Origin of the sequence: Micromonospora sp. NPDC047762, from assembly GCF_043204655.1 — a bacterium.
GTDB lineage: Bacteria > Actinomycetota > Actinomycetes > Mycobacteriales > Micromonosporaceae > Micromonospora.
In genome coordinates this window covers 136,913-153,629 of record NZ_JBIDCQ010000010.1, presented here as the reverse complement: position 1 = coordinate 153,629, position 16,717 = coordinate 136,913, and the positions used below count along the sequence as shown (strand labels likewise).

The 16,717-nt window shown below is 71.1% G+C and carries 17 protein-coding genes; 8 read left to right on the top strand and 9 right to left on the bottom strand.

Translation table 11 applies throughout. From position 1 onward, the window contains the following. Positions 1 to 17: 17 nt before the first annotated feature. Both ACGF3C_RS27650 and ACGF3C_RS27645 read left to right on the top strand, forming a co-directional pair. Complete coding sequence (locus tag ACGF3C_RS27650; RefSeq protein WP_357233718.1) at positions 18 to 2,114, top strand: amino acid transporter; 2,097 nt, start codon at positions 18 to 20, stop codon at positions 2,112 to 2,114. A 174-nt stretch (positions 2,115 to 2,288) separates the two neighbouring features. Next, positions 2,289 to 3,776, top strand: a complete 1,488-nt coding sequence (locus tag ACGF3C_RS27645; RefSeq protein ID WP_393226514.1) for a hypothetical protein — start codon at positions 2,289 to 2,291, stop codon at positions 3,774 to 3,776. A gap of 148 nt (positions 3,777 to 3,924) precedes the next feature. Here ACGF3C_RS27645 and ACGF3C_RS27640 read toward each other — a convergent pair whose 3' ends face one another. The 3 genes from ACGF3C_RS27640 to ACGF3C_RS27630 form a co-directional block, all read right to left on the bottom strand. Next, on the bottom strand, positions 3,925 to 4,884 hold the full coding sequence (locus ACGF3C_RS27640) for a TIGR03557 family F420-dependent LLM class oxidoreductase (protein ID WP_393226697.1): 960 nt from the start codon (positions 4,882 to 4,884) through the stop codon (positions 3,925 to 3,927). Positions 4,885 to 5,045: 161 nt separating this feature from the next. Further along, entirely contained in the window at positions 5,046 to 5,927 is an 882-nt protein-coding gene (locus tag ACGF3C_RS27635; protein ID WP_393226512.1) for an NAD(P)-dependent oxidoreductase, read from the bottom strand. A 206-nt stretch (positions 5,928 to 6,133) separates the two neighbouring features. After that, a complete protein-coding gene (locus ACGF3C_RS27630; RefSeq protein WP_007460667.1) occupies positions 6,134 to 6,340 on the bottom strand; it encodes a hypothetical protein in 207 nt (68 codons plus the stop codon). A 253-nt stretch (positions 6,341 to 6,593) separates the two neighbouring features. Between ACGF3C_RS27630 and ACGF3C_RS27625 the strand changes: the two genes are divergently transcribed. After that, positions 6,594 to 7,421, top strand: coding sequence for a hypothetical protein (locus tag ACGF3C_RS27625; protein ID WP_357223204.1), 828 nt, complete (start codon positions 6,594 to 6,596; stop codon positions 7,419 to 7,421). 12 nt (positions 7,422 to 7,433) lie between these two features. On the opposite strand, the gene ACGF3C_RS27620 is transcribed toward ACGF3C_RS27625, so the two are convergent. From ACGF3C_RS27620 to ACGF3C_RS27605, 4 genes are all read right to left on the bottom strand, one after another. Further along, entirely contained in the window at positions 7,434 to 8,591 is a 1,158-nt protein-coding gene (locus tag ACGF3C_RS27620) for a low temperature requirement protein A (RefSeq protein WP_355007447.1), read from the bottom strand. Positions 8,592 to 8,769: 178 nt separating this feature from the next. Further along, a complete protein-coding gene (locus tag ACGF3C_RS27615) occupies positions 8,770 to 9,726 on the bottom strand; it encodes a 5'-3' exonuclease (RefSeq protein WP_355007448.1) in 957 nt (318 codons plus the stop codon). 58 nt (positions 9,727 to 9,784) lie between these two features. Then, positions 9,785 to 10,012, bottom strand: a complete 228-nt coding sequence (locus ACGF3C_RS27610; RefSeq protein ID WP_355007449.1) for a hypothetical protein — start codon at positions 10,010 to 10,012, stop codon at positions 9,785 to 9,787. A 46-nt stretch (positions 10,013 to 10,058) separates the two neighbouring features. Beyond that, a complete protein-coding gene (locus ACGF3C_RS27605) occupies positions 10,059 to 10,199 on the bottom strand; it encodes a hypothetical protein (protein ID WP_357223201.1) in 141 nt (46 codons plus the stop codon). A 119-nt stretch (positions 10,200 to 10,318) separates the two neighbouring features. On the opposite strand from ACGF3C_RS27605, the gene ACGF3C_RS27600 reads away from it, so the two are divergent. Continuing rightward, complete coding sequence (locus ACGF3C_RS27600; RefSeq protein WP_357223198.1) at positions 10,319 to 11,206, top strand: winged helix-turn-helix transcriptional regulator; 888 nt, start codon at positions 10,319 to 10,321, stop codon at positions 11,204 to 11,206. Positions 11,207 to 11,274: 68 nt separating this feature from the next. Here the strand turns inward: ACGF3C_RS27600 and ACGF3C_RS27595 are convergent, their stop codons facing one another. Then, complete coding sequence (locus ACGF3C_RS27595; RefSeq protein ID WP_357223195.1) at positions 11,275 to 12,642, bottom strand: glycosyl hydrolase family 18 protein; 1,368 nt, start codon at positions 12,640 to 12,642, stop codon at positions 11,275 to 11,277. Positions 12,643 to 12,845: 203 nt separating this feature from the next. On the opposite strand from ACGF3C_RS27595, the gene ACGF3C_RS27590 reads away from it, so the two are divergent. From ACGF3C_RS27590 to ACGF3C_RS27580, 3 genes are all read left to right on the top strand, one after another. Beyond that, a complete protein-coding gene (locus tag ACGF3C_RS27590) occupies positions 12,846 to 13,955 on the top strand; it encodes a Xaa-Pro peptidase family protein (RefSeq protein ID WP_357223192.1) in 1,110 nt (369 codons plus the stop codon). Beyond that, complete coding sequence (locus ACGF3C_RS27585) at positions 13,952 to 15,094, top strand: acyl-CoA dehydrogenase family protein (protein ID WP_357223188.1); 1,143 nt, start codon at positions 13,952 to 13,954, stop codon at positions 15,092 to 15,094. Before ACGF3C_RS27590 ends, ACGF3C_RS27585 begins: the two co-directional genes overlap by 4 nt. 107 nt (positions 15,095 to 15,201) lie before the next feature. Continuing rightward, positions 15,202 to 15,708 (top strand): Lrp/AsnC family transcriptional regulator, encoded by a 507-nt coding sequence (locus ACGF3C_RS27580; protein ID WP_355430675.1) that lies wholly within the window; start codon positions 15,202 to 15,204, stop codon positions 15,706 to 15,708. Here ACGF3C_RS27580 and ACGF3C_RS27575 read toward each other — a convergent pair. Continuing rightward, positions 15,638 to 16,249 carry a histidine phosphatase family protein gene (locus ACGF3C_RS27575; RefSeq protein ID WP_357223185.1) on the bottom strand — a complete coding sequence of 204 codons (612 nt, stop codon included), beginning with the start codon at positions 16,247 to 16,249 and terminating at the stop codon, positions 15,638 to 15,640. The two genes, ACGF3C_RS27580 and ACGF3C_RS27575, sit on opposite strands and share 71 nt — an antisense overlap. Before the next feature lie 156 nt (positions 16,250 to 16,405). On the opposite strand from ACGF3C_RS27575, the gene ACGF3C_RS27570 reads away from it, so the two are divergent. Continuing rightward, positions 16,406 to 16,600: a CsbD family protein gene (locus tag ACGF3C_RS27570; protein ID WP_357223182.1), complete on the top strand. Its 195-nt coding sequence runs from the start codon at positions 16,406 to 16,408 to the stop codon at positions 16,598 to 16,600. Positions 16,601 to 16,717: the final 117 nt, after the last annotated feature.

Sequence of the window (16,717 nt, the reverse complement as noted above, 5' to 3'; positions counted from 1 at the left end):
TGAGGGTGGGACTGGCGATGGGTGACGAGCACCGGGCAAAACCACGGCGCTGGAGCGGGCGCCGCCACGCGCCGAGCGGGCCGGACCCGGCGCTGCGGGCGGCCCGCGATCCGGCCCGCCCACATCGGGGTGGCCGGCAGGGCGTCGTGGTGCCCGAACGCGTGGCCACACCGGCCCGCTCGGCGCCGCCGGCCAGCCCGCTGCGCCGGTGGCTCTTCCAGCACCAGGTGCAGCCGCCCGGCCCCGAGGCGACCGAGGGGCAGAACCGTCGGCACGCCTGGTGGCAGGTGATGTGCCTGACCGGCGTGGACTACTTCTCCACGCTGTCGTACCTGCCGGGCATCGCGGCGGTGGCGGCCGGGGCGCTCTCCCCGCTGGCGACCTTGTTGATCGTCGTGCTCACCCTGTCCGGCATGCTGCCGATGTACCGGCGGGTGGCCCACGAGAGCCCGCACGGTCAGGGTTCGGTGGCGATGTTGGAGCGGTTGTTGCCGTTCTGGCGGGGCAAGATCTTCGTTCTCGTGCTGCTCGGCTTCGTGGCCACCTCCTGGATCATCACGATCACCCTCTCCTCGGCCGACGCCACCGTGCACCTGCTGGAGAACCCGTACCTGCCGGACGTCCTGCACGGGTCCGTGGTGCCGGTCGTGGTGACGGTGGCGCTGCTGCTCATCCTCGGCGGGGTGTTCCTGCTCGGGTTCCGCGAGGCGGTGGTGGTGGCCATCCCGCTGGTCGCGGTCTTCCTGGTACTCAACGCGGTGATCGTCGTGGTCGCGGTGGGTCGGATCGTCGAGGACCCGGGCATCGTGTCGAACTGGACGGCCGCAGTGACCGCGACCGGTGGCGGACCGGGCCAGGTGCTGCTCACCGCCGTGTTGGCATTCCCGCTGCTGGTGCTGGGGTTGTCCGGTTTCGAGACCGGGGTCAGCATGATGCCCCTGGTGGCGGCCGACGGCCCGGACAAGCAGGCCCGGCTCGCCGCCCGGATCCGCAACACACGCCGGCTGCTCACCACCGCTGCGTTGATCATGTCGGTGTACCTGATCTCGACGACCTTCGTGACCACGGCGCTCATTCCGGAGGAGGAGTTCCGGCCGGGCGGCGGCGCGAACGGGCGGGCGCTGGCGTTCCTGGCGCACGCCTACCTGGGGGAGGTGTTCGGCACCGTCTACGACGTGAGCAGCGTGCTCATCCTCTGGTTCGCCGGCGCCTCGGCGATGGCCGGGCTGATCAACATCGTGCCCCGCTACCTGCCGTCCTATGGCATGGCCCCGGAGTGGGCGCGGGCGGTACGCCCCGTGGTGATCGTCTACACCGTCGTCAGCGTCGCCATCACGATCGCCTTCCGCGCCGACGTCAACGCCCAGGCCGGGGCGTACGCCACCGGGATCCTGGCGATGATGGTCTCCGGGGCGGTGGCGGTGACCATCTCCGCGGCCCGTCACCACCGGCGGGGTTCCGCGATCGGCTTCACGGTGCTGACCCTGGTGCTGCTGTACGCGCTGCTGGAGAACGTCATCGAACAGCCGGACGGCATCACGATCTCCGCGCTGTTCATCCTCGGCATCATCGTGGTCTCGTTGGTCTCCCGGGTCACCCGGACCACCGAGCTGCGCGCCGAGCGGATCGAGTTCGACGAGGCGGCCCGTCGGTTCATCAGCGAGTCGCTGGCGCACGACGGGCAGCTGCACCTGATCGCCAACAAGCGGCAGAAGGGGTCGGTGAAGGAGTACACGCTCAAGGAGCGGGCGCAGCGCGGGATGAATCCGGTGCCCGGGGCCGCGGACGTGCTGTTCCTGGAGATCGATGTGGTCGATCCGTCGGAGTTCAGTCAGGTGTTGTGCGTGCACGGCATCGAGGTGGGCGGCTTCCGGGTGCTGCGGGCCGACAGTCCGGCCGCGCCGAACGCGATCGCCGCGATCCTGCTGGCGTTGCGGGATGCCACCGGGGTACGGCCGCACGCGCACTTCGAGTGGTCGGAGGGCAGCCCGATCGCGCACCTGGCGCGCTACCTCATCCTGGGCCGGGGGGACACCCCGCCGGTGGTGCGGGAGATCATCCGCCGGACCGAACGGGACCCGCTGCGTCGACCCGGTATCCACGTCGGCGGGTGACGCTGATGCCGCTCTGGCGGCTTTGAAGATGAAAGAGGGCACTATTCACGTTCACGCCTTCCTGTCCGTATTGCGGACCTATCGTGACGTTTGGTAGCCGGCGAACTCGTCGAGCCCCCCGCGCCCGAATCGGCGCGCGGTCACGTCACGTACGCAGGAAGGTAGGCACCGTTGATGTCCACGTACCGAGAGGGAGACCGCGCGACTCAACCCAGACGGCGGTCCCGATGGCTCTTAGCCAGCGGCTTGCTGGCGGGGAGCCTGGTCGTGGGAGCGGCCGGAGCGGCCGCCGCCGCCGACCGCGCCCTCGCCCTCCCCGGTCTGGCCCGGCTGACCCCGGCAGCCGACGACGACCGCCGCACCGGCGACCGGCCCGACCCGGACGCCGAGCGGGCCCGTCCCACCACCCCTGGCACCGGCAAGCGAGGAGTGGTGTCGGTGCCGTGCGACGCCGCGAAGCTGGTGGCCGCGCTGGTCACGGCCAACGCCGAAGGCGGCGGCGAACTCCGCCTCGCGCCCAAGTGCCGCTACACCCTCACCGAGGCGTTCCACGAGACCGACCAGTACGACGGTGGGATCCGGGACGCCCGGGAGGCCGCCGACGCCGCGGAAACCCCCGGCGACGCCGACGCGCCGCCGCACAACCCGGCCGACGACACCGCCGGCCTGCCGGTGATCTACCAGGCGATCACGATCGACGGCGCGGGCGCGACCATCTCCCGGGCCGCCCAGGCCGCCGCGTTCCGCTTCTTCACCGTCCGTGATGGCGGCGAGCTGACCCTGCGCGACGTGGAACTGCACAACGGCCGATCGGCCATTGAGGGCGGCAGCGTGCACGTGGTGCACGGCGCCACCGCGGTGGTGGAACGGGTCACCGTCACGCAGAGCACCTCGCTGTCGCCCGAGGGGGGCGGCGGCGGCATCTTCAACGACGGCAACATGGTGGTCACCGACTCCACGTTCGTCGGCAACAGCGCCTCCGGCGCCGCGGGCAAGGGCGGGGGCCTGCTCAACGGCGGCGTACTGACGCTGAAGCGCTCGGAGTTCCACCGCAACAGCGCCAACGCCTACGGCGGCGGGCTGGGGAACTATCGTGGTGCCGCCGACGTGGAGAGCGTCTCCTTCACCCAGAACAGCGCCGTCCAGGGTGGCGGGCTGGCCAGCTTCTCGGCCCGGACGAAGGTCTCCGACACCGAGCTGCTGAACAACACCGCTCAGGTCGGCGGCGGTGCCGCCAACTCCGACGCGGTGCTGGTGATGCGCACGATGACCATCCGCGGCAACACGTCAACAGTCAACGGGGGCGGTGTCTCGACGGTGAAGGGTCTGACGCCGATCGACGACAGCGTGATCGACGGCAACACCACCCACGGCTTCGGAGCCGGCATCTACGCCGAGAAGGCGAACCTGCTGGTCCGCGGCAGTGACGTGACCCGTAACGAGGCTGTCGGCGCCGCATCCCAGGGCGGGGGCATCTACGCCAATGCGGGCTCGGTGGCGATCTACACCAGCAAGGTCACCCACAACGCGTCGACGGTGAAGCCCGGCGGCATCTTCGGCATGCACGCCCAGGTCAAGATCGACGATGAGAGCGTGGTGGTCGAGAACGAACCGACCAACTGCGAGGGCAGCCAGGTGCCGATCGCACACTGCTTCCGCTGAGCGTCGACCCGCGCACCATCCCGAGCGCGTTCATCCCGAGCGCACCGCCCGTCCGGACGATCGTCCGGACGGGCGGTGCTTCGTCATGTGACGCCGAGGGTTCGGCGTCGTCACGGCGTCAACCCCTCGCGCGCAGGGTCACGGCCCGTCAACCCATCGCGCGCAGGCGGCCGGAGAGGTCGCCGGCGAAGAAGTCGAGAAAGCCGTCCGGGTCGGGGCCGGCGTTCTGCAGGACGATGTGGTCGAAGCCGGCCTCGACGTACGACCGGACCTTGGTGACGTGCGGTTCCGGGTCCGGGCCGATGGCGAAGAGCTGCCGGATGTGCTTCTCCTCGACGTACGCGCTGGCCGCGTCGAAGTTGACCGGGTTCGGCAGTTCGCTCATCACCTTCCAACCGGTGACCATCCATCGGCTCGTCTGCAACACCGCCTGCACCGCCTGTTGCTCGTCGGTGGCCCAGGCCAGTGGCACCTCGGCGTAGCGCGGGCCCGAACCCTTGGCGCGTCGGTAGTGTTCGACGATCGACGCGTCCGGCTCGGTGGCGAACAGGCCGTCGCCCAACTCGGCGGCGAGCCGTGCCGACACCTCACCGCTGGCCGCCACCGCGATCACGGGCAGGGTGTCCGGCAGATCGAAGATGCGGGCGTCCTCCAGTTGCAGGTGCCGGCCCTCGTACGACTGGTAGCCGCCCTGCCAGAGCAGCCGGATGATCTCCAGCGCCTCGCGTAGTCGCTCGTGTCGCCCTCGAACGCTGGGGAAGCCCTGCCCGACCACGTGCTCGTTGAGCCGCTCGCCGGCGCCCACTCCGAGGGTGAACCGACCGTCGGAGATCAGCGCCATGGTCGCTGCGGCCTGCGCGATGATCGCCGGGTGGTAGCGGACGGTCGGGCAGGTGACCCCGGTGGCCAGGCGCAGGGTGCTGGTCCTGGCCGCGATGGCGCCGAGCACGCTCCAGGTGAAGGACGAGTGCCCCTGCGCGTCCAGCCACGGGTGGAAGTGGTCGCTCATCTCGACGAAGTCGAAGCCCGCCCGTTCGGCAAGGACGGCCTGGCGGATGATCTCCTGCGGGCCGTACCCCTCTGCGGCCAGCTTGTAGCCGATCTGCATGCCCACACTCCCGATCCCGTTCGCTGACTGAGGCATCGGCCCTTCCCGGCCCCGGCGTGGGCAAACGCCGCAGGACCGCAAACCAGCCTCCTAGGATGCCTTAGGCGGTGTGCGGTGGCTGACCGCAAGCACCAAGCACCGCCTCCAGCCACCGCACGCCGTCAGCGCACCAGCAGATCGATGACGCCCGTCAGGTCCTCCTCACCACCTCCCTCCGCCAGGCGGCGGCGCATCAGGTCGAAGTAGGGGCGGAGCAGTTCGGGGCTGACGCCCTGCTGCTCGGCGGTGCGCAGAAAGGTCGGCGTGCCCGCCACCTGCATGGCGAGAGGGGAGACGACTCCGTCGGTGTAGTTCCCGCTACGCAGTTGGTCGGCGGTCTGCCGAACCGTCGGGATCATCGCGACGAGCCAGTCGGCGAGCAGGGGGGCGAGCGCCGTCGGGTCGATGTCCTCCCGACGGATCAGGGCGAAGGCGTGCGCGGTCCCGGCGAACATCCCGTACATGGCGCTGAGGAGAGCCACGTCGTGCAGGGCCGCGAAGCCCGCGTCCTCGCCCACGTAGGTGGTGCCGACCGGGACGCCCAGCGTCGTGCGGTGCCGTTCGAAGAGCGCTCGCGAGCCGCTGTAGAAGACGTAGCCGCCGGCCTCCGGAACGCCAACCATCGGCGGGACGGCCATGATGCCACCGTCCAGGTAACGCGCGCCGTGTCGGCGTGCCCAGGCCGCGCGGGCGCGGGCCTGGGCCGGGGTGCTGGTGGTCAGGTTGACCAGATCCCGGCCGGTCAGGTCCACACCGGCCAGCACCTCCTCGACCGAGCTGTCGTCCAGCAGGCACACGACGACCAGGGTGCTCGCCGCGACCGCCTGAGCAGCGCTGTCCGCGACCCTTGCCCCTTCGGGCGCGAGCGCGGCGGCGCGGGCGGGGGTGCGGTTCCAGACGGTGAGCGGGTGGCCGGCGGCAAGCCAGGCGCGGGCCAGTGCGGTACCCATCGCGCCGAGTCCCAGCATCGTGACGGACGGCTTCTCCACAGTGTTCTTTTCCATGCCGATGAGGCTGGTCATCGCCCCCCAAGTGATCAAGTACGCACTTCGGAGTGCGGGGTTACCCGGGGGTGAGCGAGCACGTCGGAGGGGTGGGTATGGCGACGTTGAACCGGGGAGGAGGCGGGCTAGTGCTCCGGTGCGACCTCGCCGAAACCGCACCGGCCCGCGCCCCACTGCGGGGGCACGGGCCGGTCTACGTCTGTTGCCTACTTGGAAGGCTCGGGCAGCTTGCAGTCGACCTTCGGGTTGGCGCCGATGTAGTTCAACGGCCCGGCCACGATGGTGACCAGGATGGTGCCGGCCTCGGCGCAGTTGGTGTCGTCGCCGCTGTAGTAACCGCGCTGGCCACCGGCGATGGCGCCGATCACCAACCAGATCACGACGATGACTCCGAGAATCGAGGTGCCGCGCATCGCTGCCTCCTGAGGTATGTGGTGGATCTGAGGTGCAGCCGTTGTACCCAATCGGGTCGCGCGGCTAACGGTTGCGTGCTAGGACCCCCCGCCGGATCCCCCATCCGGCCGATGCCGTCCGCCGTTGTGTACCGCCCGGGCATCCGCCGCCCGCACCGGGTGGCACCTGTCGGCTATCGGATCGCCGACCGACCTCGCCGTCATCCGGGTGAGTGGACGTAGAACTGCCTCACGGCCCCGCCGAGGAGGACTCATGGACGCCCCGACCCCGCCCCTCTACATCGACCGCCCCGAGGACGTCGCGGTCGCGGCCCGCGCGCTTGCTGGCGGCGCGATCGTCGCGGCGGCGTTCGCCAACTTCTACGCCATCGTGACGCGCCCCGACGCGGCCACCGTACGCCGGGTAAACCTGGCCAAGGGTCGACCGGTCCACCAGGTCGGCAGCATCACCACGGTGATCGGCCGGATCCCCGGGATGTTCGACTGGACGCGGATCTCGCCGCGGTTGCCGGTCGGTCGGGTGCGGGCGCTGATGGACGCCCTGTACGGGGCCGGGCCGTTCGGCTTCCGTGGGCCGGCCGCCGACCGGCTTCCCGACCACCTCACGCAGATCGACCAGGGGATGCGGACCACCCAGGTGATCGCACCTGGGCTGACCTGCCCCTCCAACGCCCTCTTCGAGCGGGCGCTCGCCGAGACCGCGACGGATCACCTCTACATCACCTCGGCGAACCGCTCCCGGCATCTCACCGGCGCGGCGGAGGAACCGGCGCACTGGAAGGCGGGCGCCCTCGCCGCCGACTTCGCCCACCTCGACGATCTGGTGGTGCTGGTCCACCGGGACGAGGCAGCCGCCCGCGCCGCGTACCCGGGCTACCTCACCACCTCGGTCACCCTGCTCTCGTTCCACGCGCCGGAGGGTGACCTCGAAGAGCCGCCGGTGCTCACCGTGGACCGGCACGGATCGCTGCACGTGGACGACGTCCGCCGCGCCGCCGCGCCGCTCGGCCTGCAGGTGCGCCTGGCCGGAGGTGCCCGGGAACGACTGCAGGTCCGGGGGTACGCCGGGGCGCTGGTGTAGCTGGCGGGCGGCTCAGTGCGGCGGTGACGGGGCCTCCGGCGGCTTGCCGCGGCTACGCCGGAAGTCCGCGTAGGCAACGCCGACCAGGACCAGCAGCCCACCGAGGGAGGCGAACACCGGCGGCAGGTACAGCAGGCCGGGGGCGATGGTGAGCAGCGCCAGCACCCCGCCGGGTCGGGACCACGACACCCGGCTGAAGACCTCGTACTCGAACGAGGCCCGGCCGGCCAGGAACAGCGCCGGGCCGCCGAGGATCACCGCCAGCCAGGCCGGCGGTGTCCGTCCGGTCGGCTCGTGCAGCACCAGGTGGAAGCCGGCCGCCGTGGTGACCACGCCGGAAATCATCAACAGATGGGTGTACGGCGCGCTGAACAGGAACTTGCTGGGCGACTCGGCCGCCTTGATGGCGGTTGGCAGCAGCTCGCCGGACTTGTGCACGTAGATCCGCCAGAGCAGCAGCGTGGTCAGGAACGCCACAGCGAAGGCCCCGATGTTCTCGGCCTCGGTGTGCTCCATGCTGAACATGGTGCCGATAGTCAGGATGGCGTCGCCGAGCGCAATGATGAAGAACTGCTGGTAGCGCTCGGAGAGATGCTCCGCGGTGACGTTTCGTTGCTTCTCGGGCACCACCCCGAGACCCGGCACCGGGTACGCGAGTCGGAAGCCGAGGTAGTCGATGGCGAGCGCGATGGCCCAGCACACGATCCGGGCGTCTCCGCTGACGAATGCGCCGATGAGCCACGGGATCGCCGACACCACGAACCAGACGAAGATGCGGGCGGCCCGACGCTGGGTCTGTGGTTCGCGGCGTACCGCCGGCATCAGGAACAGCCCACGCCCCAGGTGGATCGCCACGTAGGTGCCGCCGAAGACGAGCCCTCGGTTGTTGAAAGCCTCCGGAATCGCCGTGGTCATCAGCAGCGCGCCGAACATGACGGCGCTGATCAGCAGCTTGATCTCGGTGCGTTCCGGGTCGTACAGGTCGGTGACCAGCGTGGTGATCGCCCAGGTCCACCAGACGGCGGCCAGCATGATCAGTGCCTCGGCGGCCCGGTGCCAGTCGAGTCGTTCGGCCAGTCCCCGCGAGATGAGCGCCAGGGCGACCACGTACACCAGGTCGAAGAAGAGTTCGAGGAGGGTGACCCGGCGCGGGCCCTCTGGATCGCGCACCGGCGGACCGATGGCCCGTGGCGATCCGGGCTCCGGCGCGGGGAGGTGCACGGGTTACTCCTGCGGAACCGCTCGACTCGATGGACCTGTCCGGCCCACCTTCACGGACGGTAACGAGCGGGGGAGCGCGGGAACCCGCGTTCACCCGCTCGTCCCCCAACCGGGTCGTGCCGGGCGGTCACCCCGCCTGCGGGGATGTCGACGGCTTCTCGCCGCCACGCGGGGCGGCGAGGGCGTCGACCAGGCGGCGGGCCGAGCCGGCCAGGTTCCATCGTTGGGCGAGCTCGAGCAGCCGGTCCGGGTCGGCCGGCGCGCTCGGCAGCGCGGTGGGCAGCTCCGGCAGGGGCACGTCCAGGGCGACCCGGACCACCGTCGGCGCGACGCCCAGGTAGTCGCGGGCCGCGACCAGCTTGGCGCGCAGGCCCGGTGCGAAGGACGAGTCGGAGTCGTCGAGCGCGGCCAGGATGCCGGCGATGCTGCCGTACCGCTCGATCAGCCGGGCGGCGGTCTTGTCGCCGACGCCGGCCACCCCGGGCAACCCGTCACTCGGGTCGCCGCGCAGTGCGGCGAAGTCGGCGTACCGGTCGGCGGGCACGCCGTAGCGGGCCCGCACGGCGGCGTCGTCGCAGTCGTCGAGCTTGGCGACGCCGCGCCCGACGTAGAGCAGTCGGACCGGTCGGGCGTCGTCGACGAGTTGGAACAGGTCGCGGTCGCCGGAGACCACCTCGATCGGGCCGGGCTGGGTCACCGAGAGGGTGCCGAGCACGTCGTCCGCCTCGTAGCCGGTCGCGCCGACAGCGGTGATGCCCACCGCGGTCAGCACCTCCAGGATCATCGGCACCTGCGGGGAGAGGGTGTCCGGAACGATCTCGCCGCCCTGCGGGGCGACCCGGTGCGCCTTGTACGACGGCAGCAGGTCGACCCGCCACGCCGGGCGCCAGTCGTAGTCCAGTGCGCAGATCATCCGATCGGCGCCCCGCACCCGGATCAGGGTGGCGAGCATGTCGAGGAAGCCGCGCACCGCGTTGACCGGGGTGCCGTCCTCGGCCCTGGCGGCGGACTCCGGGATGCCGAAGTAGGCCCGGAAGTAGAGGCTGGCTGAGTCGATCAGCAGGATCGGGGGTCGGTGTGCCACGCCGGACAGCCTGGCACAACCGTCCGACGATCTCGGGTACGCCCGGCCGCTGGTGGTGTCAGCGTCGCTCGTCGGGCTGGTAGACGGTGTCCCGCCGGGCCAGGTGCTGCACGACGTAGCTGGTCACCAGCAGCAGGATCGCGACCACCACCTCGACCCAGGCCGCGATGCCGTCGGCGACGGTGACGCCGATGACGAGCAGGACCAGGCCGACGAGCGCGAGGACTCCGGCCCACAGTTGGCGGCGACGGCGGGTCGCCGCCCGGTTCGTCTGGTTCCCGGCCACGTCGGTCCTCCCGGTCAGGTCGCCCGCACGGGCGCCCGGTCCCAGGCTAGGGCCGCAGCGGAGGCGCCGGCCCGGAAAACGACAGTGCGGGCTGGTACGCGGAGGCGTCCAGGACGGTCAGGGCGGTCAGCGGCAGGGCCACGCGTCGACCGCCGACCCGACCATGCTGGTCGTGCCGGCGGTCCACCAGCGCCAGAACACCCCGGCCCGTTCGTCGACGTGCGTGTCGCCGTCCCCCGTTCGCCGAGCCAGCGCATTCCAATCTGGAACGGACTATAGTCGGATCAGGAGCGACGGAGGTAGCGGGTGCGGCGAGAAGATCTTGCCGACGCGGACTGCGGCATCGCGCAGGCGCTCGGCGTACTGGGGGACTGGTGGACGTTCCTCATCGTGCGCGACGTCGCTGGCGGGACGACCCGGTTCGACGCGCTGCAACGTGAGCTGGGCGTCAGCCGACGGGCGCTGACCGAACGCCTCGGCGCGCTGGTCGAGCACGGCGTGTTGGAGCGCCGGCCGTACTCACGACACCCGCCGCGCTACGACTACCTGCTCACCGCGAAGGGCGACGGGCTCCTACCGGTGCTGATCGCCCTGCAGGACTGGGGAACGAGGCATCTGATGGGTGACGGTGAGGTGACCGCCACGGCCGACGCCGACTCGGCCGAGGCGCGCCGGGTGCGCGACCTGGTGGGTCGACGGTTGCCCGAGGTCGTCCTGCCCGCCGCCGACGGGCACCCGGTGTCGGTGACCGCGACGGACGGGTGGACGGTCCTCTACCTGTTCCCCGGGGCGTACGCGCCGGGGAAGCAGGGCCATCCCCCCGGCTGGGCGGAGATTCCCGGGGCCCGGGGCTGCACCCTGGAGTCGACCACCTACGCCAAGCGTCATCCGGACTTCGTGACCGCCGGTGTCCGGGTGTACGGCATCAGCACCCAGCGGCCCGACCAGCTCGCCGACTTCGCCGCGTACGCCGAACTGCCGTTTCCGTTGCTGTCCGACCAGGACGGCCGGCTCGGAGCGGGGCTGCTGCTGCCGGTGTTCCGCGCCGGCGGGGTGACCCGGTTCAAGCGGCTGACCCTGCTGGTCGACCCGACGGCCGTGGTGCGGGCCGTGCAGTTCCCGGTCACCGACCCGGCCGGCTCGGTGCAGGAGATGCTCGACCTGGTCGGTGAGCACGCCGGGGCCCCCGGCTGACGCCTACGCGTCGACCGGGGGCCCTACGAGCTGGCTGGCCAAGGGTCGGGGACCCTGCGGGCGCGGCGTCAGGCCGGGAGCGTCCAGCGCTGGTTGGCGCCGGCGAAGCAGTCCCAGATCTGCAGCCGGGCGCCGTCGGCGGAGGTGTTGTCGGTGACGTCGAGGCACTTGTTCGACTGCGGGTTGCGCAGCGTTCCGTTGGACTGCGCCTGCCAGACCTGGGCGCCGCTGCCGTTGCAGTCCCAGAGCTGGACCTTCGCGCCGTTGGCGGTGGAGCCGCTGGTGATGTCGGCGCACTTGCCGAGGGCGCGCAGCGTGCTGTCACTGGCCACGGTCCAGGTCTGGGCGTTGGTGCCGTTGCAGGTCCAGATCTGGATGGCGGCGCCGTTGGCGGTGCTCGCCGAGGCCACGTCGACGCACTTGCCGGCGATCCCGGTGATCTGACCGGTGCGTCCGGTCGGCGGCGGGGTGGTGCCGCCCATGATGGTGTCGTACATGGCGCTGAGCAGTGAGGTCGAGCCGCTGGTGTCCTGCGACAGCTCCCAGTTCATCACGCCGCCGGCGTTGGCCAGCGCCCACTGCGTCTTGCGCTTCACGGTCGGAATGCCGTTCCAGCACTGCTGGGACCCGTTGATGGTGGCGCAGTCCCGGTTGGCGTTCGCCGGGTCGAGCCCGACCAGGTACGAGTAGTTGTAGTAGACGGGGCGGCTGTAGAACGGGATGCCGAGGACGGCCTTGCTGGCCGGCAGGCCGCGGGCCTTCCACCCGTTGATGGCGTTGATCGACCAGTCGTAGTTGGCGTGCGGGCTGCCGCCGTCGTACGCCATGATGTTGAGCCAGTCGACCTGGTTGAACACGGCCGTCTGAACGCCCTGGACGCTGCCGCCCTCGCTGACCACGGCGGCGGTGAGCAGCTTGCCGCGGCTGCGCAGGGCGCTGCCGAGTTGCGTCATGAGCGCCGTGTAGTTGTTGGCCGAGGTGCCCGGGTCGGGGTACTCCCAGTCCATGTCGACGCCGTCGAGGTTGTACTGGTTGACGAAGTTGATCAGGTTGTTGACGAAGTTCGTGCGGCTGGTGGAGTTGGCGGCGAGCGCCTCGAAGGCGGAGTCGTTGCCGTCGTTCCAGCCGCCGACGGCGATGGAGACCTTGACGTTGTTGGCGTGCCCCTGCGAGACCAGCGAGGAGAGCCGGGCCCCGTCCACCCCTTGCAGGGTGCCGTTGCTGTTGGGCAGGACGAAGGCGTAGTTGATGTGGGTGAGCTTGTTGTACTGGATCGTGTTGATGTTGCCGGCCCAGGAGGGCATGTAGCCGACGCTCTTGAAGTTGTTCGGCAGCACCACTGCCTGCGCGGCGGTGGGAATGACGGTCAGGGTGGCGCCGGCGGTAGCCAGCGCGAGCAGGCCGGCGGCGAGGGCGCGGCGCAGTGGTGAGGACATCGAGGGCCTTCCCGTGGGCGGGGGACGACACCCGCCCGCGCAGGGTTGTCGCGGGCGGGCGGTGCGGGGGACGCAGTGACGGGTGGGCCTCGAGGCAGCCAAATCTTAAAGAGTGTTAACTGTCCGAGTCAATCAACACCGATGGATTTCCGGTCATCCGGTGCCGATAGGGGGTTTGCCCAAACGACCGTTAAGCTGGCGGGGTGGGAATCGACGAGCTGTATCCGCCGGATCGGTTGATCGCCGCGCAGCGAGCGACGGCCGACGCAGGCCTGGACGCACTGCTGCTCACACCCGGCTCCGACCTGCGGTATCTGACCGGGTACGACGCCCACGCGGGGGAGCGGCTGACCTGTCTGGTGCTGCCCGCCGAAGGTGAGCCGACGCTGATCGTGCCGAGGTTGGAACGTCCCGCGGCCGAGGCCGCCCCGAACACCGGCGTACGCATCGTCGACCACGTCGACGGCACCGACCCGTACCCCCTGGTCGTCGCCGCCCTCGACGGCCCGGTCGCGGCGGTCGGGCTCGCCGACCGGATGTGGGCCGAGCAGGTCCTCGGCCTGCGCGCGGCGCTGCCCGACGCCGCGCAACGGCTCGCCGGGGAGGTCCTGCGCGAGTTGCGGATCCGCAAGTCCCCGGCGGAGATCGCGGCGCTCGCCGAGGCCGGCGCGGCGATCGACGAGGTGCACCTGCGGATGGGCGAGTGGCTGCGCCCCGGTCGCACCGAGGCCGAGGTCGCCACCGACATCGCCGCGGCGATCCGCGCCGCCGGACACGTCACTGTCGACTTCGTCATCGTGGCGGCCGGACCCAACGGGGCCAGCCCGCACCACGGCACCTCCGACCGGCCGATCGGTGTCGGCGAGCCGGTGGTGGTCGACATCGGCGGCACGATGGCGTCGGGCTACCGCTCGGACTGCACCCGCACCTACCTGGCGGGCGGGTCGGCGCCGGCCGACTTCCTGGACTACTACGCCGTGCTGCGCGACGCCCAACGCGCCGCGGTCGAGGCGGTGCGGCCCGGGATCACCGCCGCGGCGGCCGACGCCGAGGCCCGCGCGCCGATCGCCGCCGCCGGCTACGGTCCCGCGTTCCTGCACCGCACCGGTCACGGCATCGGTCTGGACGGGCACGAGGAGCCGTACCTGGTGGCCGGCAACGACCGACCCCTCGACGCAGGAATGGCGTTCTCCATCGAACCGGGCATCTACCTGGCGGGCCGGCACGGCGCCCGCATCGAGGACATCGTCGTCTGCACAACGGACGGCGTGCAACGGCTCAACACCACCCCCACGGAGCTCATCGCGCTATGACTGTCGACCGGATCCTCCCCACCGACGAGGCCCACGACCTGCTGGGTCTCGCCACCGAGCTCGCCGACGGCGAGCTCGCGCCGAAGGCCGCGGCCTTCGAGGAACGCGCCGAGTTCCCCCGCGAGGTGCTGCGCACGCTGGGGCGCGCCGGCCTGCTCGGCCTGCCCTACCCCGAGGAGTACGGCGGCGCGGCACAGCCGTACGAGGTGTACCTGCAGGTCCTGGAGATCCTGGCCGGCCGCTGGCTCGCTGTCGCCGAGGCGGTCAGCGTGCACACCCTGTCCTGCTACCCGGTGGCGGCGTTCGGCAGCGACGAGCAGCGCAAGCTGCTGCCGGACATGCTCGGCGGCGAGCTGCTGGGCGCGTACTGCCTCTCCGAGCCGCAGGGCGGGTCGGACGCGGCGGCGCTGACCACCCGGGCGGATCGCGACGGCGACGCGTACCTGATCTCCGGCACCAAGGCGTGGATCACCCACGCCCACACCGCCGACTTCTACAACGTCTTCTGCCGCACCGGCGGGCCCGGTCCGAAGGGGATCTCCTGTCTGCTCGCCGACGCGGGCACGGCCGGCATCACCCCGCAGGCGGCCGAGCGGACGATGGGCCTGCGCGCCTCCCCGGTCGCGCAGATCGCCTTCGACGAGGCCCGGGTGCCGGCCGACCGGTTGATCGGCGGCGAGGGGATGGGCTTCACCATCGCGATGTCCGCGCTGGACTCCGGCCGGCTGGGCATCGCCGCGTGCGCGGTCGGGCTGGCCCAGGCCGCCCTGGACTACGCGGTCTCCTACGCCCGGGAGCGGCAGCAGTTCGGGCGTTCCATCATCGACTTCCAGGGGCTGGGGTTCCTCCTCGCCGACGCGGCCACCCAGATCTCCGCTGCCCGCGCGCTGACCCTGGCGGCGGCCCGCCTGCGTGACGCCGGCCGCCCGTACGCCATCGAGGCGGCCAAGGCGAAGCTGTTCGCCACCGACATGGCGATGCGGGTGACCACCGACGCGGTGCAGGTGCTCGGCGGTGCGGGTTACGTGGCCGACCACCCGGTGGAGCGGTACATGCGTGAGGCGAAGGTGTTGCAGATCGTGGAGGGCACCAACCAGATCCAGCGGATGGTGATCTCCCGGGCACTGGCCAAGGGCTGACAACGGTACGTGGTGGTGGGGCTGCGGTGGGTGCGTCACGGCCCACCGCGGTCCGCCACTCGGGTACCTCGTCGCCGTGCGCCGGTTTTCCCGGTAGGTTGCACGCCGTGGAGGAGATCGACCGCGCTATCGTCGCCGCGCTGACCGCCGACGGCCGTCTGTCGTACACCGACCTGGCCGAGCGGGTGGGGCTGTCGGTGTCCGCCGTGCATCAGCGGGTCCGTCGGCTGGAGCAGCGCGGGGTGATCAAGGGGTACGCCGCCCGGGTGTCGTTCGAGGCGCTGGACCTGCCGCTCACCGCGTTCGTGGCGATCCGGCCGTTCGATCCGTCGCAGCCGGACGACGCCCCGGAGCGGCTGGCCCACCTGCCGGAGATCGACTCCTGCTACTCGGTGGCGGGGGAGGACTTCTACCTGCTGCTGGTGCGGGTGGCCAGCCCCACCGACCTGGAGCGGGTGCTCCAGGAGATCCGCACCTCGGCGAACGTCACGACCCGGACGACAGTGGTGTTGTCCACGCCGTACGAGAACCGGCCGCCGAAGATCAGCGCTGCGGCACCGAGTCGGTCGCGGTCCCGGGCGCCGGAGGAGCCGGCTGGTTCCACCGCAGGATGACCTGCCGGCCGTGTTCGTGACCGAGCGCGCTGACAGTGGCGGTGTCCAGGCGTAGCCGCCCACCGGCGGACGGGGGCAGGCCGATCCAGCGGGCGCCGAGCACCCGCAGGCTGTGCGCGTGCCCGACCAGCGCCACGGTGCCCCGGTCGAGCAGCGGGGTGACGCGGGCCAGCACCCGGTCGAGCCGTTCACCCACCTCTGCGGGGGACTCCCCGCCGGGGCAGCCGTCGGTCCAGATGTTCCAGTGCGGATCGTCGTCGTGGATGTCGACTGTGGTGCGACCCTCGTACTCGCCGTAGTTCCACTCGCTGAGGTTCTCGTCGACGGCGTCGACGGTGAGCCCGGCCAGCTGCGCGGTGCGCAGCGCCCGGGAGCGGGGGCTGGTCAGCACGGTGACGAAGCGCCGGCCGGCCAGGAACGCGGCCAGGGTGCGGGCCTGTCGCTCGCCGTCGGGGGTCAGCTCCAGGTCGGTGTACGAGGTGTGCCGCAGGCTGGCGCTCCAGGTGGTCTCGCCGTGCCGGATCAGCAGGAGCTCTCCCATGCGGTCAGTTAACCACCGTGGGTCGGTGCCGACAGCCGACCTCCCACTACCTATCTTCCTAGGATGCTTTAGCGGGTGTACCGACCGGCACTGCCGGTTTCGGCACCCGGAGACCGGGCAAGCGAGCCAGGACAACCGCCAGACCGAGGAGGCGCGATGAGCTTCACCGAGAAGGCAAAGAACAAGGTTGAGCAGATGGCCGGCGCCGCGAGGGAGCGCGTCGGCGACATGACCGACAACGAGCGGATGCGTGGCGAGGGCGCCAGCCAGGAGAGCGACGCGCGCGCCAAGCAGGCCGGTCAGAACATGAAGGACGCTGGTCGCAACGTGAAGGACTCCTTCACGAAGTGACCTGAGCGGTCCACGGGTCCCCGGGCGCACCGTCGCCCGGGGACCCGTCGCGCTGCGGTCCCTGTCTCGGCTCCCCTGCTCCGTCGATCATGGAGTTTCGGTGTGGGACCAAGCACC

Coding starts and splice junctions, on each gene's coding strand:
- ACGF3C_RS27650 (WP_357233718.1), top strand. CDS start 18: ATGGGTGACGAGCACCGGGCAAAACCACGGCGCTGGAGCGGGCGCCGC.
- ACGF3C_RS27645 (WP_393226514.1), top strand. CDS start 2,289: ATGTCCACGTACCGAGAGGGAGACCGCGCGACTCAACCCAGACGGCGG.
- ACGF3C_RS27640 (WP_393226697.1), bottom strand. CDS start 4,884: ATGCAGATCGGCTACAAGCTGGCCGCAGAGGGGTACGGCCCGCAGGAG.
- ACGF3C_RS27635 (WP_393226512.1), bottom strand. CDS start 5,927: ATGGAAAAGAACACTGTGGAGAAGCCGTCCGTCACGATGCTGGGACTC.
- ACGF3C_RS27630 (WP_007460667.1), bottom strand. CDS start 6,340: ATGCGCGGCACCTCGATTCTCGGAGTCATCGTCGTGATCTGGTTGGTG.
- ACGF3C_RS27625 (WP_357223204.1), top strand. CDS start 6,594: ATGGACGCCCCGACCCCGCCCCTCTACATCGACCGCCCCGAGGACGTC.
- ACGF3C_RS27595 (WP_357223195.1), bottom strand. CDS start 12,642: ATGTCCTCACCACTGCGCCGCGCCCTCGCCGCCGGCCTGCTCGCGCTG.
- ACGF3C_RS27585 (WP_357223188.1), top strand. CDS start 13,952: ATGACTGTCGACCGGATCCTCCCCACCGACGAGGCCCACGACCTGCTG.
- ACGF3C_RS27575 (WP_357223185.1), bottom strand. CDS start 16,249: ATGGGAGAGCTCCTGCTGATCCGGCACGGCGAGACCACCTGGAGCGCC.
- ACGF3C_RS27570 (WP_357223182.1), top strand. CDS start 16,406: ATGAGCTTCACCGAGAAGGCAAAGAACAAGGTTGAGCAGATGGCCGGC.